10 protein-coding genes and 1 riboswitch are annotated in these 15,496 nt (G+C 67.9%); of the genes, 3 read left to right on the top strand and 7 right to left on the bottom strand.

Translation table 11 applies throughout. The annotated features are described in order from the left end of the window. Positions 1-37: 37 nt before the first annotated feature. Positions 38-2,131, bottom strand: a complete 2,094-nt coding sequence (locus OVA13_RS07565; protein WP_267793164.1) for a catalase — start codon at positions 2,129-2,131, stop codon at positions 38-40. 227 nt (positions 2,132-2,358) lie between these two features. Between OVA13_RS07565 and OVA13_RS07560 the strand changes: the two genes are divergently transcribed. Next, complete coding sequence (locus OVA13_RS07560) at positions 2,359-2,787, top strand: VOC family protein (protein ID WP_267793163.1); 429 nt, start codon at positions 2,359-2,361, stop codon at positions 2,785-2,787. 21 nt (positions 2,788-2,808) lie between these two features. On the opposite strand, the gene OVA13_RS07555 is transcribed toward OVA13_RS07560, so the two are convergent. The 3 genes from OVA13_RS07555 to gcvP all read right to left on the bottom strand — a co-directional run bounded on the left by OVA13_RS07555 (position 2,809) and on the right by gcvP (position 8,492). Next, complete coding sequence (locus OVA13_RS07555) at positions 2,809-4,053, bottom strand: cation:proton antiporter (protein ID WP_267793162.1); 1,245 nt, start codon at positions 4,051-4,053, stop codon at positions 2,809-2,811. 51 nt (positions 4,054-4,104) lie between these two features. Continuing rightward, positions 4,105-5,442 carry an alpha/beta hydrolase family protein gene (locus OVA13_RS07550; RefSeq protein ID WP_267793161.1) on the bottom strand — a complete coding sequence of 446 codons (1,338 nt, stop codon included), beginning with the start codon at positions 5,440-5,442 and terminating at the stop codon, positions 4,105-4,107. 173 nt (positions 5,443-5,615) lie between these two features. Beyond that, complete coding sequence (gene gcvP / locus OVA13_RS07545) at positions 5,616-8,492, bottom strand: aminomethyl-transferring glycine dehydrogenase (protein ID WP_267793160.1); 2,877 nt, start codon at positions 8,490-8,492, stop codon at positions 5,616-5,618. A gap of 43 nt (positions 8,493-8,535) precedes the next feature. Then, a riboswitch (glycine riboswitch) is annotated at positions 8,536-8,654 on the bottom strand. Between the two features lie 203 nt (positions 8,655-8,857). On the opposite strand from gcvP, the gene OVA13_RS07540 reads away from it, so the two are divergent. Together OVA13_RS07540 and OVA13_RS07535 are read left to right on the top strand one after the other, a co-directional pair. Continuing rightward, positions 8,858-10,111 (top strand): multidrug effflux MFS transporter, encoded by a 1,254-nt coding sequence (locus tag OVA13_RS07540; RefSeq protein WP_267793159.1) that lies wholly within the window; start codon positions 8,858-8,860, stop codon positions 10,109-10,111. Positions 10,112-10,128: 17 nt separating this feature from the next. Next, entirely contained in the window at positions 10,129-10,539 is a 411-nt protein-coding gene (locus OVA13_RS07535) for a hypothetical protein (protein ID WP_267793158.1), read from the top strand. A gap of 156 nt (positions 10,540-10,695) precedes the next feature. Here OVA13_RS07535 and OVA13_RS07530 read toward each other — a convergent pair whose 3' ends face one another. The 3 genes from OVA13_RS07530 to OVA13_RS07520 all read right to left on the bottom strand — a co-directional run bounded on the left by OVA13_RS07530 (position 10,696) and on the right by OVA13_RS07520 (position 14,967). Then, the gene (locus tag OVA13_RS07530) at positions 10,696-11,223 is read right to left on the bottom strand and encodes a metal-dependent hydrolase (RefSeq protein WP_267793157.1); all 528 of its coding nucleotides are present in this window, start codon (positions 11,221-11,223) and stop codon (positions 10,696-10,698) included. A 137-nt stretch (positions 11,224-11,360) separates the two neighbouring features. After that, positions 11,361-12,917 carry a trypsin-like serine peptidase gene (locus tag OVA13_RS07525; RefSeq protein WP_267793156.1) on the bottom strand — a complete coding sequence of 519 codons (1,557 nt, stop codon included), beginning with the start codon at positions 12,915-12,917 and terminating at the stop codon, positions 11,361-11,363. Positions 12,918-12,978: 61 nt separating this feature from the next. Then, positions 12,979-14,967, bottom strand: a complete 1,989-nt coding sequence (locus OVA13_RS07520; protein WP_267793155.1) for a M2 family metallopeptidase — start codon at positions 14,965-14,967, stop codon at positions 12,979-12,981. Positions 14,968-15,496: the final 529 nt, after the last annotated feature.

Below are 15,496 nucleotides of genomic sequence, written 5' to 3'. Positions count from 1 at the left end.
GGGGGTTTCCCGGCGGAGGCCTCGGCGGCGGGCGCGTTCAGGGCAGGGTGCGGACCTGCGGCTCGCGCGCGTACTGGCGGGTGCGTGCGGCCTTGATGAAGGCAGCGGTGTCGCTCGCTTTCACCACGCCGGCGTCCTTGCCGATGCCCGCGGCCTTGATCACCGCGGCCGCGCCCTCGTCGTGCGCGATCGCTTTCAGGTGGCCGAAGGCATCACGCACCCAGTCCACCGCGGCGGCTTCGGACGCCAACGCCTTGCCCGCCGCGTCCGACAGCACCAGCGCCACCGCGTCGAACACCACCGACGGCGTGCCTGCCAGCTGCCCGTCTGCCGGCAGGCGCTTGCCGTTGCCCAGCTTCGCGCCGCCGATCTTCGGCGCCACGATCTTCACCTGCGCGCCATCGGCTTCCGCGGCCTTGCGCAAGGCGGCAATCGCAGCGGCATCCGAACCGTCATCGACCAGGATGCCGACGCAGCGGCCCTGCAGCGTGGGCTTCATCTTGCCGATGATCTGCAGCGCGGGCGACGGCGGCATGTCCTGCGGCTTGACGGAAGTGGGCGGGGCGGGCGGCAGCGCGTCCAGGCCCAGGCCGTCGGCGACGCGCCTGGCCAGGTCCGCGTCGATATGGCGCAGGTGGCCGACGATGGCTTCGCGCACATGCGGGGTTTCCACCTTCGACAGTTCGAACACCAGTGCCGCCGCCATGTGCGCCTGCTCCGGCGCGGTCTGGCTGCGGAAGAACAGCCGCGCCTGGCTGTAGTGGTCGGCGAAGCTCGCCGGACGCACGCGCCCCTTGTTGCCGTCGGCTTGCGTTGCATGGCTGCGGAAGCCGGCCGGCGTCTCGCGCGGCGTGTCGGCCTGCAGGCTGCTGGGCTCGTAGTTCACGCGTCCCTTCGGCACCTGCATCTGCATGTGGCCATCGCGCTGCAGGTTGGCGAAGGGGCACTTCGGCGCGTTGACGGGAATCTGGTGGAAGTTGGGCCCGCCCAGCCGCGAAAGCTGCGTGTCCAGGTAGGAGAACAGCCGGCCCTGCAGCAGCGGATCGTTGCTGAAATCGATGCCGGGCACGATGTTGGCGGGGCAGTAGGCGACCTGTTCGGTCTCGGCGAAGAAGTTGTCCGGCCAGCGGTCCAGCACCATGCGGCCGATCACCGTCAGCGGAACCAGTTCTTCGGGAATCAGCTTGGTGGGGTCCAGGTGATCGAACGGGAAGGCATCGGCCTGTTCCTCGGTGAACAGCTGCACGGCCAGCTCCCATTCCGGGAAGTCGCCCTTCTGGATGGCCTCGAACAGGTCACGACGATGGAAATCGTTGTCGGCGGCCTGCAGTTTCACCGCTTCATCCCAGACGGTGGACTGGATGCCCAACTTCGGCCGCCAGTGGAACTTGACGAAGGTGCTGTTGCCCTTGGCGTCGAGCAGCCGGAAGCTGTGCACGCCGAAGCCTTCGATCATGCGCAGCGAACGCGGAATGGTGCGGTCGCTCATCGCCCACATGATCATGTGGAAGGCTTCCGGCGTCAGCGAGATGAAATCCCAGAACGTGTCGTGCGCGCTGGCGGCCTGGGGGAAGGCGCGGTCGGGTTCCATCTTCACCGAGTGCACCAGGTCGGGGAACTTCATCGCGTCCTGGATGAAGAACACCGGGATGTTGTTGCCCACCAGGTCCCAGTTGCCTTCCTGCGTGTAGAACTTCACCGCGAAGCCGCGCACGTCCCGCGGCGTGTCCACCGAGCCCGCGCCGCCGGCGACGGTGGAGAAACGGCAGAACACCGGCGTGCGCACGCCGGTCTCGGTCAGCACGCGCGCGGTGGTGTACTTCTTCAGCGACTTCGTCAACTCGAAGTACCCGTGCGCGCCGGAACCGCGCGCATGCACGATGCGCTCGGGGATGCGCTCGTGGTCGAAGTGGGTGATCTTCTCGCGCAGGATGAAGTCTTCCAGCAGCGTCGGCCCGCGATCGTGCGCGCGCAGCGAGTTCTGGTTGTCGCTGACCGGGATGCCCTGGTTGGTGGTCAGCGGCGGATGCCTGCCGCCGGCGCTGAAATGCAGTTCGCCGCCGTTGCCTGGCGTCGCGGCGCTGTCCTTGCCGGTGGAGGGAGCGGACGTGGGGGATTTGCGCGTGGCCATCGTGGGGTCTCCTGGTCGGCACGGCCACCTAGGCTGGCGGCCTTCAGCCGGCGATGATCGAGCCGGAGATGTGCAGGCCGCGTCATGAGGCCGCACGTGCACTTCGCCACGGGGGCATCGGAACCTCGCGTTGACGCCGCGTTGACGAGGCCCTGACATCCGGTCGCGGACACTCGCTGACCGCATGCCATGCCATCACTGTCCGCTCTTCAACCGAGGATCGCACCATGGAAACCCAGGAACTGCATCGCGGTCGGCTGATCGACCACATCCAACTGGTCGTCCGCGACCTCGACGCCAGCCGCGCGTTCTACACGGCGGTGTTCGATGTACTGGGCGTGCCGATGGGCGGCACCGCCGACGATTATTTCTGGGCCGATGAGCTGTTCGTGTCCACTGCCGACAGCGAGGCGGCGGAAGGCAAGCTGACCGGTCGGCACCACCTGGCGTTCCAGGCACGGGACAGGGCGACGGTGGAGGCGTTCCACGAGGCCGCGCTGGCCAATGGTGGCACCGACAACGGCGCGCCGGGCGAGCGGCCCTACCATCCGGGGTACTACGCAGCGTTCGTGCTGGACCCGGACGGCAACAACATCGAAGCCGTGTACCACGGTGAGGCCAGGCGCAGCGCGCCGTCGGTGAAGGTCACCTTCTAGGCGACGTCAGGCTAGGCGACGTCAGGCCGGCTGGCTGCCTGATTGCGTTTGCGAGGCGCGGCGCTTCACCAGCGCACGGAAGAACGGGCCGGTCAGCAGCGTCGACAGCACGGCCAGCGTGACCAGTGCGGCGAAGGCGTGTTCGGACAACAGGCCTTTGTCGCGCAGGATGGTGGCGGCGACGATTTCCATCAGGCCCTTGCACTGCAGCAGCGCACCGACGGCCAGCGCGTCGCGGCGGGACAGGTGCGAGGCCGGCGGACAGGCCAGCACGGCGGCGAGCTTGGCGACCACCGCCAGCACCAGCAGCGCGAACGACGCCTGCAGCGACGCCCAGCCCAGCACGCTGCCGTCGATCTTCAGGCCGCTGTGGCCGAAGAACAGCGGTGCGAGCCCGATCAGCGCGAACTGGCCCAGCCGTTCCACCGGCAAGCGTCGGCCCCACGCCGGCGGCACCATCGCGCCGCCGAAGTACGCGCCCAGCAGGGCATGCAGGCCGAGCTGCGAACTGGCCCAGGCACCGGTGACCAGGAAGACCGGCAACGACACCCACACCAGCCAGGCCGGCGGCGGTGCGTGCAGCCGCTGCGCCAGCGTGCCGGCGGTGGCCAGCAGGATCACCACGCCCAGCGCGAGCAGGTGCAGGACGGAGGCGCCGGCCAGCAGTGAACCGCCCTCGGCGGCCAGCAGCAACAGCGCGAGGCCGATCCACAGCACGGCGTCGTCGATCACCGCGATGCGCAGCGCTAGCTGGGTCAGCGGGCGATGCAGCGGACCGAGTTCGCGCACGATGCCGATCAGCACCGGCAGCGCACTCACCGCAAGGCACAGGCCGATGGCCATCGAGCCCATCCACGCGCCGCCGCGCGGTGCGTCCCAGCCCGGCAGGCCGGTGAAGTAGTAATGCGCGGCCAGCGTGCCCAGTGCGAACGGCAGCAGCAGCGCCATGCCGGCGCTGGCCATGAAACGCAGCGCCTGCGTGCGCGGCAGCGGAGCGGCTTCGGCGGTGGTGGGCAGGTGCGCGGACTGGCGCGTTTCAAGGCCGGCGGTGAAGGCGAGCAGCAGCACGCCGACGAAACCCAGCTGGTCACCAAGCTTCGACGGCACGCCCCAGCCGGCGGGCAGCACGCCGGTGGCGGCCAGCACCAGCCCGATGATGATCGGGATGACGGCGACGGGGATCGAGCGCGCCACGGCCCGCCAGGCGGCCCAGGCCAGGACGATGAAGATCAGGACATCAAGGAAGAAGGCGAGGGTGCTGGCCATGGCGCGATCATAACGGCTCCATCATCGCCGGTCGCATCATCGCGCGCTGCGTCAGCGCCTTGGCTGCGCCAGCAGCTGCGCACGCCCGTAGGGGGCATCCGGCAGCGAGCCGGTAAGGATCCAGTCGGCCTGCATGCGCTGGTATCCGTCGGCGACGCGCGTGTACGTGCGGCTGTCATCGTCACCGGTCTCGAATTCGCGGATGCCATGGTCGGTGTCGGGGAATACCACCGTGGTGATCGGGTGGCCCGCTTCCGCCAACGCCACCAGGCGGCGACGGGTTTCCTCCGGCGGCGCTTCGCGGTCCGCGCCCGCCAGGATCCACAGCTGCGGGATGCGCAGGGCCCGCAGCACCGGCAGGGCGTCGTAATTCCACGTGGTGCCCTTGTCGTGCTGCGCGGCGGTGGCTTCGATCTGCTCCCGCGTGTGCTGCAGGAGCAGGCCACTGAACTCGCCCTTGATCGCGGGGTACCAGGGTTCGCCTGCATAGCGGCGGCGGACGGCCTCCAGGCGTTCCCAGTCGGCCTCGCGGCGCGAAGCCACGACGGCACCGGTGGCATCGGTGATCTCGCGCGCCGTCGCCAGCACGTCGTCGCCGTACCCGGCGCGGCGCAGGTCCAGCATCACCTGGTCGCGATCCTCGGCCAGCGGACTGTCCGCCATGCCGTAGCCGACCACGACGAAGGCGGCATCACCGGTCTTGCTGGCCGCCAGCGGTGCGATCCAGCCGGCCTGGCTGCCGCCCAGGAAGCCGGTGCGCGCCGCGCGCGGACCGGCCAGGCGACGTGCTTCAGCCAATGCCGCGACGGCGTCGTCGGACAGCAGATGGAAGTCCTGCGTGTACTTGCCGGTGGACTGCCCGGTGCCGCGCTTGTCGTAGACGAACACGCCCACGCCCTGCGCGGGGAACAGATGCTGTGCTGAATAGAAGTCGACGCCGGAGTAGTCCTCCGACCCGTGCACGATGACCGCGATCGGCACGGGACCATCACCCTGCGGCAGCACCAGCCGGCCACGCAACTGCTCGCCCTTGCCGGCGAAACGCGTTTCGGTGATGTCGAAGGCGATCTTCGAGCCGGCCTGCCCATCGAAGTCGATGCGGGCTTCCGCGCAGTCGCCGAAGCGCACGACCTTGCCGTCGGGGCGGCCGGTCCAGCCCGTGGTGCTGCGCCATGCATCGTCCGCGGGCGAGAGCAGGCCGGTGCTGCCATCCACGCGCCGCCAGCGCAGTTGTGCCGGTTCGCTGACGCGACCGATCTCCACCACGCTGCCATCAAGGAGGCGATAGGCGCCGGCATGGCAGGCGGGCGCATCGACGGCGCGGGCGTGACCGGCCGGCAGCAGCGCGGCGGCGACGAGCACGGCGCAGGAAAGAAGGACAAGGCGCATGACGCATCCCGGTGGAAGACAGGAACGTCAGGCTAGCCGGCGCGGCAAGCGGGACGACAGGGTCGCAAGTCACTTCGGCTGCCGCCAGAAGTCACTTCCGTGTGCTGCAGGCAGGGCGCAAACGCAGACGGCCCCGCGATGCGGGGCCGTCGTGCGGAACCGGGCGGTGAGGCTCAGGCCTCCACTTCATCGTCCTTGTACGCATCCACCGGGATGCAGGCGCACATGACGTTCTTGTCGCCGTAGACGTTGTCCACGCGCGCGACCGGCGGCCAGTACTTCTGCAGCTTCAGCGTGGCCAGCGGGAAGGCGGCCAGTTCGCGCGGGTAGGCGTGGGTCCACTCGCTGGCCATCACCATCGTGGCGGTGTGCGGCGCGTTCTTCAGCGGGTTGTCCTCCCGGTCCAGGCGGCCGTCTTCCACCGCGCGGATCTCGTCGCGGATCTCGATCATGGCGTCGATGAAGCGGTCCAGCTCGTGCAGCGATTCGCTCTCGGTCGGTTCCACCATCAGCGTGCCGGCGACCGGGAAGCTCAGCGTGGGCGCGTGGAAGCCGAAGTCGATCAGGCGCTTGGCGACGTCTTCGGCGCTGATGCCGGTGCTGTCCTTCAGCGGGCGCAGGTCGAGGATGCACTCGTGCGCCACCAGCCCGTTGCGGCCGGTGTAGAGCGTCTCGAAATGCGGTTCCAGCCGCTTGGCGATGTAGTTGGCGTTGAGCAGGGCGACCTGGGTGGCCTTGCGCAGGCCCTGCGCACCCATCAGCGTGACGTACATCCAGCTGATCGGCAGGATGCTGGCGCTGCCGAAGCTGGCCGCCGACACCATGCCCACGTCGCCTTCGCCGCCCAGCGTGCGCGGCAGGAACGGCGCCAGGTGCGACTTGACCGCGCACGGGCCAACGCCCGGGCCGCCGCCGCCGTGCGGGATGCAGAAGGTCTTGTGCAGGTTGAGGTGCGAGACGTCCGAACCCCACTTGCCGGGCTTGGCCACGCCGACCAGGGCATTCATGTTGGCGCCGTCGGTATACACCTGCCCACCATGCTGGTGGACGATCTGGCAGATCTCGACCACGTCCTCCTCGAACACGCCATGCGTGGACGGGTAGGTGATCATCAGCGCGGCCAGGCGGTCGCTGTACTTCTCGGCGGCACGACGGATGTCGTCGACGTCGACGTTGCCGTTGGCGTCGCACTTGGTGACCACCACGGTCATGCCGCACATCTGCGCGCTGGCCGGGTTGGTGCCGTGCGCGGACTCGGGGATCAGGCAGATGTCGCGGTGCGCTTCACCGCGCGAGCGATGGTAGGCGCGGATCGCCAGCAGGCCGGCGTATTCACCTTGCGCGCCGGAGTTGGGCTGCAGGCTGACCGCGTCGTAGCCGGTGCATTCGACCAGCATGGCTTCCAGTTCGTCGATCAGCTGCTTGTAGCCGGTGGCCTGTTCGGCCGGGGCCAGCGGGTGGATGGCACCGAACTCCGGCCAAGTCACCGGGATCATCTCGGCGGTGGCGTTGAGCTTCATGGTGCAGCTGCCCAGCGGGATCATGGTGCGATCCATCGCCAGGTCCTTGTCGGCCAGCGCGCGCATGTAGCGCAGCAGTTCGTGCTCGCTGTGGTGCGTATTGAACACCGGGTGCTGCAGGAACGCGCTGCTGCGCTTCAGGGCGGCGGGTAGGGCGTCGGCGGTGGTGGCATCGGCGGCGTCGATGTCGGTGATCGACGCGCCGAACAGGGCCGCCAGGTCCGCCACGTCCTTGCGGGTGGTGGTCTCGTCCAGGCTGATGCCCACGCTGTGCGCGTCGAGCGCACGCAGGTTGATGCCGGCGGCACGGCCCTTGGCATGCACGGCGGCGGCGTCGATGCCGCTGACATGCAGGGTGTCGAAGAAACCCTCGCCGACGCTGACGCCGGCGGCGCGCAGCGCATCGGCCAGGATGGCGGCCAGGCGGTGCGTGCGGTGGGCGATGCGGGTGAGGCCTTCCGGGCCGTGGTAGACGGCGTACATGCTGGCCATCACCGCCAGCAGCACCTGCGCGGTGCAGATGTTGGAGGTGGCCTTCTCGCGGCGGATGTGCTGCTCGCGCGTCTGCAGGGTCAGGCGGTAGGCGGGCTTGCCCTCGGCATCGATCGACACGCCGATCAGGCGGCCGGGCATGCTGCGCTTGAACGCGTCACGGCACGCCATGAAGGCGGCGTGCGGGCCGCCGAAGCCGAACGGCACGCCGAAGCGCTGCGTGTTGCCGACCACGATGTCCGCGCCCCATTCACCCGGCGCGGCGATCAGGGTGAGTGCCAGCAGGTCGGTGGCCACGGCGACCAGGCCGCCGCGTACATGCACGGCCTCGGCCAGCGCCCTGTGGTCGCCGATGCCGCCCAGCGTGTCGGGATACTGCAGCAGCACGCCGAAGCCGTCGGTGGCGAGCGCGTCTTCGGCGCTGCCGACGACCAGTTCGATGTCCAGCGGTTCGGCGCGCGTGCGCAGCACTTCCAGCGTCTGCGGGTGCACGCGGTCGTGCACGAAGAACACGTTCGACTTCGACTTGGCCGAACGCTTTGCCAGCGTCATCGCCTCGGCGGCGGCGGTGGCTTCGTCGAGCAGCGAGGCGTTGGCGATCTCCATGCCGGTCAGGTCGGCGACCATGGTCTGGAAATTGATCAGCGCTTCCATGCGGCCCTGCGAGATCTCGGCCTGGTACGGCGTATAGGCCGTGTACCACGCGGGGTTCTCCAGGATGTTGCGCAGGATGACCTTGGGCGTGTGCGTGCCGTAGTAGCCCTGGCCGATGTAGTTGCGGAACACCTGGTTGCGGTCGGCCACGGCACGGATCTTGGCCAGTGCCTCTTCCTCGGTGATCGGGTCGGGCAGCGCCAGCGGCGCGGTGGACTTGATGCCGGCGGGCACGATGGCGTCGGTCATCGCGTCGAGCGAGTCGTAACCGACGGTACGCAGCATGTGCGCGATCTCGGCGTCGTTGGGGCCGATGTGGCGCTCGAGGAATGCACCGTGGTGCTCGAGCTCGCGCAGGGAGGGGGTGTTGGACATGGCGGGCATCCGGGAAGGGGCAATAGGACCGGGCGCGCGGAAACCGCGCGTGGAGTGCCCCTCTGTCCTTCTGCCTGAGAGTTTGGAAGCGCGGCGGACGAGGTCGCGTGCTTCGTGCCCCTTCGGCGCCAGCGCTACCGGATGGCGGCTGGTCTCTCCAGAGTGTTTGTAGCGGTGATGGTATCGGGCCTGAGCGATTACGGGCGTTTGCGCCTTCGGCAGCACGTCGCGGGCGACGGGCTTCTCCCACCTGATCTTGCCCGGCGATTATAGCCCGGCGGGCGTCCGCGCGGCGTTTCGGCGTACCCTATGCAGCCCTCCGGCCCGGCCTGTTCATGAACGCGGCACCGGACCTGCCAGGAGTTCCCCCTGCGATGAGCGTCGCCAAACCCGTCTCCAGCCTTCGCCTGGCCCTGCTGCTGGGCGGACTGGCCATGTTCGGGCCGTTCTCCATCGACACCATTTTCCCGGCCTTTCCGGCCATGGGCGCGCAGCTGGGCGCCGACAAGGTGGCCATGCAGCAGACGATCAGCGTGTACCTGCTGACGTATGCGCTGATGAGCCTGGTGCACGGGCCGCTGTCGGATGCGTTCGGGCGGCGCAAGGTCATCCTGGGCGGCCTGTCCGTGTTCCTGCTGGCATCGGTGGGCTGCGCGCTGTCCACCGACATGGGCACCCTGCTGTTCTTCCGTGCGCTGCAGGGGCTGTCGGCCGGCGTGGGTTTCATCGTCGGCCGCGCGGTGGTCCGCGACGTGCACCACGGCGACGATGCGCAACGGTTGATGAGCCAGGTGTCGATGATCTTCGGCATCGCGCCGGCCATCGCCCCCATCGTGGGCGGCTGGATCCTGGGCTGGAGTGCGTGGCCGATGATCTTCTGGTTCCTGGCCGGCTTCTCGCTGCTGCTGATGCTGTCGGTGGGGGCGTGGCTGCCGGAAACGCACCCCAAGGAAGTGCGCCTCAAAGTGTCGCCACGCCACCTGCTGCGCGACTACTTCGCCATCCTCGGCAACCGTCGCTTCCTGCGACTGGCGGCGGCCGGTTCGCTGAGCTTCGGCGGCCTGTTCCTGTATATCGCATCGGCGCCGGCGTTCGTGATGGACCTGCTGCATCTGAACGAGCAGCAGTTCGCCTGGCTGTTCCTGCCTACGATCGGCGGCATGGTGCTGGGTGCCTTCCTGTCGGGCCGTTCCGCTGGCCGAGTGGAGGGTCGGCGGCTGGTGGCCATCGGCTTCGGCTGCATGGCGGTGGCGATGGTGGCCAACGTGGGCTACAACGCCTGGGCGGGCGATGCGATGCGGATTCCGTGGGCCGTGATGCCGATGACGCTGGCGGCGCTGGGCGTGGCGCTGGTGTTCCCCATCCTGACGTTGTCCATCCTGGACATGTACCCGCGCCAGCGCGGCGCCGCGTCGTCGCTGCAGGCTTTCAGCAACCTGGTGGTCAACGCGATCATCGCCGGGGTGCTGTCGCCACTGCTGAGCCACCACGGCCTGCACCTGGCGCTGGGCATGGCAGGCTTCACGCTGCTGGGCTGGCTGATGTGGCGCTGGGAAGCCAGCGTCAGCCGCGACATGCCATCCTGTCCCCGCGAGAGCGCGGCGCTGGAACCCACCGATCACCTCTGAACGACGAGAATTCCCCCATGTCCATCCAGTCCAAGGCGCGCCGCGAGGCGAAGAAGCGAAAGGCCGAGAAGCTCCGCAACCAGGCGCGTGCGAACGCCCCCGCCATCGAGCCGCATGCCGAGCTGCGCAATCCGCAGGGCGACCTGCTGGCGGGCATCGTGCGGCAGGCGGGGGTGTGGGTCTTCGGCTTGGACGGCCGCATCGCCGGCAGCTCCGACAGTGCCGCCGAAGTGCTGGCGATGATCAAGCAGGCGGCCGAGCTGCATGAGGCGCAAGGCAATGCGGTCAGGCTGGTGTATTCGGACGAACTGCGCGACACCGCGGTGATCGAAGCCGCCGCACAGGGCCTGACCCTGGAGCAGTTCGAAGCGCAGCTGGCCGAGCAGATGAAGGCCGGCAAGCCGGATCCCGCGCAGGAAGTGAACTGACGCATCGCTTCTTGTAGGAGCGACGTCAGTCGCGACCGCGGATTGAGACACACCAGCGCCAGCGCCCGCAGCCGCGATGCTTCCGGTGTCGCGTTCTCCACGTTTCTTCATGTCCCATCGACCAATCCGGCCGTGTGGTCGCGACTGACGTTGCTCCTACAGGGATTTCCTGCGGCGTCTCCAGAAGGCGAGGGCGGCCACGGTCAGCGCCGGCCACCACACGCAGCGCAGTTCGGACAGCATTACCTCCACGCCCCGCGCGCTGAAGAAGCGGTGGGCGAACGGCGAGACCTCGATCACGCGCCACGGCGCGAAATGCCGCGCATCTGACCATGGCCAGTACAGCGCCACGCCCAAGCCCCCGTCCGTCAGCATGTCCAGCAACGGGTGCGAGGCGGCGGCGAGGGCGATGAACAGGAAAGCCGTGCGCGCACTGGCGTGCAGCCAGCGCGATGCGCCGGCGCCCAGTATTCCGCATGCCAGCGCGAACAGCAGCGAATGGCTGGCACCGCGGTGCCCGAACGCATGCGCGTAGTCGATGCCGAACTTGAACATCGCCACGTCGGCATCCGGCAGGACGGCGGCGATCATTCCGGCCGCGACCAGACGGGGCGGAACGCGGGCGCTACCCAGTGCGACGCCGGCAGCGAGCGGGAGCAGGGCATGGGTGAAGAGGGTGGGCATCGGCGACCCGGTGCAATGGAAGGTGTGCTGATTCTTGTGGTGCCGTGTGGGGCGACGATGAAGTGGATGCATCCGGCGGAACAAAAAAAGGCCGGCATGTGCCGGCCTTGGTGCGGAATCGACTCGGTTGGGGCCGGTCAGCGGTCAAGCACGCCACTGCGTCCCCGCGATACACGACGGACGGACTGTCGCTCGCTCGGCGTCGACTGTACGGGCGCAGGCGTTGGCGCAGTCTGCGCGGTGCGTGTGCCTTGGCCTTGGGCGACCGCACCGGCGGTGCGCACCAGTGCGTGCGATCCGTTTTCACGCACCGGTTCCGAGGCCAGCCACTGCTTGATCTGCGGGAAGATCACGTCCAGTCGTGAGTAATGGTCGCGGTTGGCCGTGTTGGTGAGCGAGCCGGTATTGCTGCAGGACGCCTTCCCGCCATAAAGACCGCCGCGCAGCCGATATGTGCTGTCGGCGTAAAGGGCGAACAGGCCCGATCCGCTGCTGCCACCCTCAGTAGTGCCTTCCTGCCAACCCACCGTGAACTGTTGGGGATACGTGTCGCTAACATGCCGTCCCAGCGAAACCTTCTTCGCATCCCCCGAGGGATGATGGATGCCGATGATCTCCGCATTGGCTGCGAGCGGACTGGCATCCCAGCCGGCAAACGTCGCGCCTGCGGGTGCCGGATTGCGCAGGCGCAGCAGCAGCGCATCGGTAACGGCATCGGAGAAGAGCAGATCGGCACCGCCGGTCAACGGCGAGTGGCGTTGTGCATCCAGCGTGCCGCAAGCGGAATTCTCGTAGGCCCAGTACGTATTGAGCGTGCTGGCGACGGTCTGGTTGTCGATGCAATGCGCCGCGCTGTAGAAGTAAGGCACCTGGGTGGCTGCCACGGTGTCGTTGAGCAGCGTGCCGGTACAGATGTAGGACGCGCCGTTCTCCACGTACACCATATGCGCGACCGCATTCTTGGCCTGCACATAGGCGGGGCCCAGCTGGGCGACCTTGCACATCGCGTTGATGTTGCAGCTCCCGGATTCGCCGACCTTCTCGATCAGCTTGAAGTCGTTGCGGCTGTTGCTCACCAGATGCGAGAGCAATGGCGCCTGCACGCGCACCTGGCTCGCGGCGACATGCGCGGGGCGATAGAGCTCGATGATCTGGCCGGCGCCGTCGGTGGCGGGTGTCCAGTAGATGCCACTGCCGTCCGCGGAGCGCGCGGCGTCGGCCGCCGTCACCATGGCCACGACCTGCGAGGCGGCATCCTGCCCGGCGAAGCGCAGCTCGACATGCGGATGGAGCATCCTGACCTGCAGGCCCACCCGCAGTGCCAAGGCATCGGGAGACGATACCTGCAGGCGGGCCACGGCGCCGCCAGTCTTGAGGGGAATCCAGCGCAGCGCGGGCGTGGTGCGCTGCATTCCCTCACCCAAGAGGGTCCGGCCGATGCCGATCTGCGTTGCCTTGATGCGCTGGCTGGCATTCCGGTGCTGCAAGTCCAGAAGTCGCCTTACGGGCAGTTCGCGATAGCCGATCGACGTGGTGCTTGGTGCGGGAAATGCTGCGAGTTTCCAGGTGGGGGCGGTTTGCCGCGGGGTAAGGCTGGCTTCGCTGTCAGTCTGCAGGCGGGTGGCTTGTGCTGAAAGGGATGGTGCGAAGGCAATGAGACCCAGGACGAGGGCAGCGATCAGGCGAGGATTCATTAATACATCCATGTGGTAGCGGATAGAGAAGACGGGCCGTTGCCGGCCCGTCTTCGTCACCTCAGGACTTGGTGGCAGGCGCGGGCGCGGGCGCCTGTGCGGCAGCGGTGGGCTGCCAGCCGCAGGTCTGCCCTTCGTTCTGCTGCTTCAGCCACGCCTGCAACGGCGCGAAGTACTCCAGCACCGCGCTGGCATCCATCTTCTCGGTGCCGGTGAGCTCCTTCAGCGTGCCCTGCCACGGCTGGCTGGCGCCCTTCTCGAGCATCGCCCAGAACTTCTGGCCGGCGACCTTGTTGCCGTAGAAACTGCAGTTGTACAGCGGGCCCTTGTAGCCGGAGGCATCGCACAGGCCCTTGTAGAACTGGAACTGCAGCACGTGCGACAGGAAGTAGCGCGTGTACGGCGTGTTGCCAGGCACGTGGTACTTGGCGCCCGGATCGAAGAACTCCTCGCTGCGTGCGCCGACCGGGGCCACGCCCTGGTACTTGGCCTTCAGCTCCCACCACGCCTTGTTGTAGTCGGCCGGCTTGATGGTGCCGTCGAACACGCCCCAGCGCCAGCGGTCTATCATCAGGCCGAACGGCATGAACGACACCTTCGCCAGCGCCATGCGCATCTGCGCGTTGATCAGCGCTTCGTTGGTCTGCTGCTGCGCATCGACCATGCCGATCGACTTCAGGTAATCAGGCGTCATCGCCAGCACCATGGTGTCGCCGATGGCCTCGTGGAAGCCGTCGTGCGCGCCGGTCTGGAACAGCGGCGGCAGCTTGTTGTAGGCCAGGTAGTAATAGACGTGGCCCAGCTCGTGGTAGATGGTGGTGAAGTCTTCCTCGTTCGGCTTGATGCACATCTTGGTGCGCACGTCGCCGGCCATGTTCATGTCCCAGGCGCTGGCGTGGCAGACCACGTCGCGGTCCATCGGCTTGATGAACTGGGTCTTGGTCCAGTAGCTCTCCGGCAACTTGGGCATGCCCAGGCTGGTGTAGAAGTCCTGGGCGCGTTCGGTCATCTGCCTGGCCACCTGCAACTGCGCTTCACGCTCGGCCTGGAACAGCTTGTCGGTGCCCGGGCCGGGGCCGGCCTTGCCGAGCGCGGCCTGGTAGTCGGCCTGGTACTGCTTTTCCAGCGCGCCGGTGATGTCCAGGCTGCCGGCGCCCTTGTAGGGTTCCAGCACGTCCCAGAGGTTGCCCCAGTCCTGCTGCCACATGTTGCCCATCAGGTGCGCGGGCAGCAGGCCGTTGACCTGGCCCTTCTCCACGCCGTAGGTGGCCTGCAGCTTGGTGCGCGTGTAGCAATGCAGCTGTTCGTACAGCGGCTTGACCTGGCCCCACAGGCGGTCAGTCTCCGCGGCGATTTCCGCCGGCGTCATGTCGTAACCGCTGCGCCACATCTCGCCGGTGTCGGCGTAGCCCATTTCCTTGGCGCCCTCGTTGACCAGTTCGACGAAGCGCGTGTAGTCCTTGCGCATGGGTTGCGCCACGGTATGCCAACCCTGCCAGGCGTCCAGTTGCGCGTCGTAATCGCGGCTGCTGCGCAGCACGTCTTCCAGTTCGCCCAGCTGGCGGCACTTCTTCGCGTCGCCTTCGCCGGTGCAGTAGCTGCCCGACCCGTAGGTGCCTTCCATGCGCGTGGCGATCTGGGTCAGTTCCTCCAGCTTGGCCGGGTCCTTAGGCGCCGGCATCGCGGTGGCCAGCTTCAGCAGCTGGATGGCGCGCGCGGTCTCGGGCGACATCTTCTGGCCTTCGTACTTCTTGGCCTGTTCGATCCAGCTGTTGAGCTGGGTCAGGTAGCGTTCGTTGCCCTTGGCCGCCAGCAGCTGGCTGTCGTCGTTGATGTAGGTGCTGGACAGCCACTGTGCGGCCGTGAGTTCCGGGTACATCTTGCGGTACTCGTCGTTGACGCGCGCGATGAACTGGTCGGCACTCTCGCCCTGCGGCGTGGTGGCGGGCGCGGCGGCCTGTTCGGCGGCGGGCTCGTCCTTCTTGCAGGCGGCCAGGGTGGCGACACAGGCGCCAACGGCGATGGCGAGCAGGAGATGGCGTTGCTTCACGGGATGTCCTTCAGGTACGGCAGGCAGGAACCCGAAGGGTAGTGAGGCGGGGGGAGGGGGTGCAAGTGCGGCGGAGGCTTCCTTGTGGGGCCGGCGCCAGTTGCGGCCGGAACCGCCAGTGGAGTGGGGAAGCATTGGCGGCGAACCTGGCCTTGTCCGCGTTTCCTCTTGTGAGTTGAGGCGGGGTGTCCTGGTTGTCGGAGCGTGCGGTCGCGACTGACGTCGCTCCTACAAGGGCAGGCGCAGGCGCTTCAGGAAGGCACGGGCGTCTTCCGCGTCGTGTTCGAACCACGCCCACGGAAACGCGGGGCGCCGCAGGAAGTCTCGCGCCGCAGCGCGCCATGATGCAGCCGCCGGGTCAGCGGTGGGGCAGGCCCTGTTGCTTCAGGAAGGCACGGGCGTCTTCCGCGTCGTGTTCGAACCGCGCCCACGGAAACGCGGGGCGCCGCAGGAAGTCTCGCGCCGCAGCGCGCCATGATGCAGCCGCCGGGTCAGCGGTGGGGCAGGCCCTGTTGCCTCAGGAAGGCAC

Origin of the sequence: Pseudoxanthomonas sp. SL93 (assembly GCF_026625825.1) — a bacterium.
Lineage (GTDB): Bacteria > Pseudomonadota > Gammaproteobacteria > Xanthomonadales > Xanthomonadaceae > Pseudoxanthomonas_A.
The sequence above is the reverse complement of the archived record's forward strand: the minus strand, read 5'-3'. Positions and strand labels throughout refer to the sequence as shown.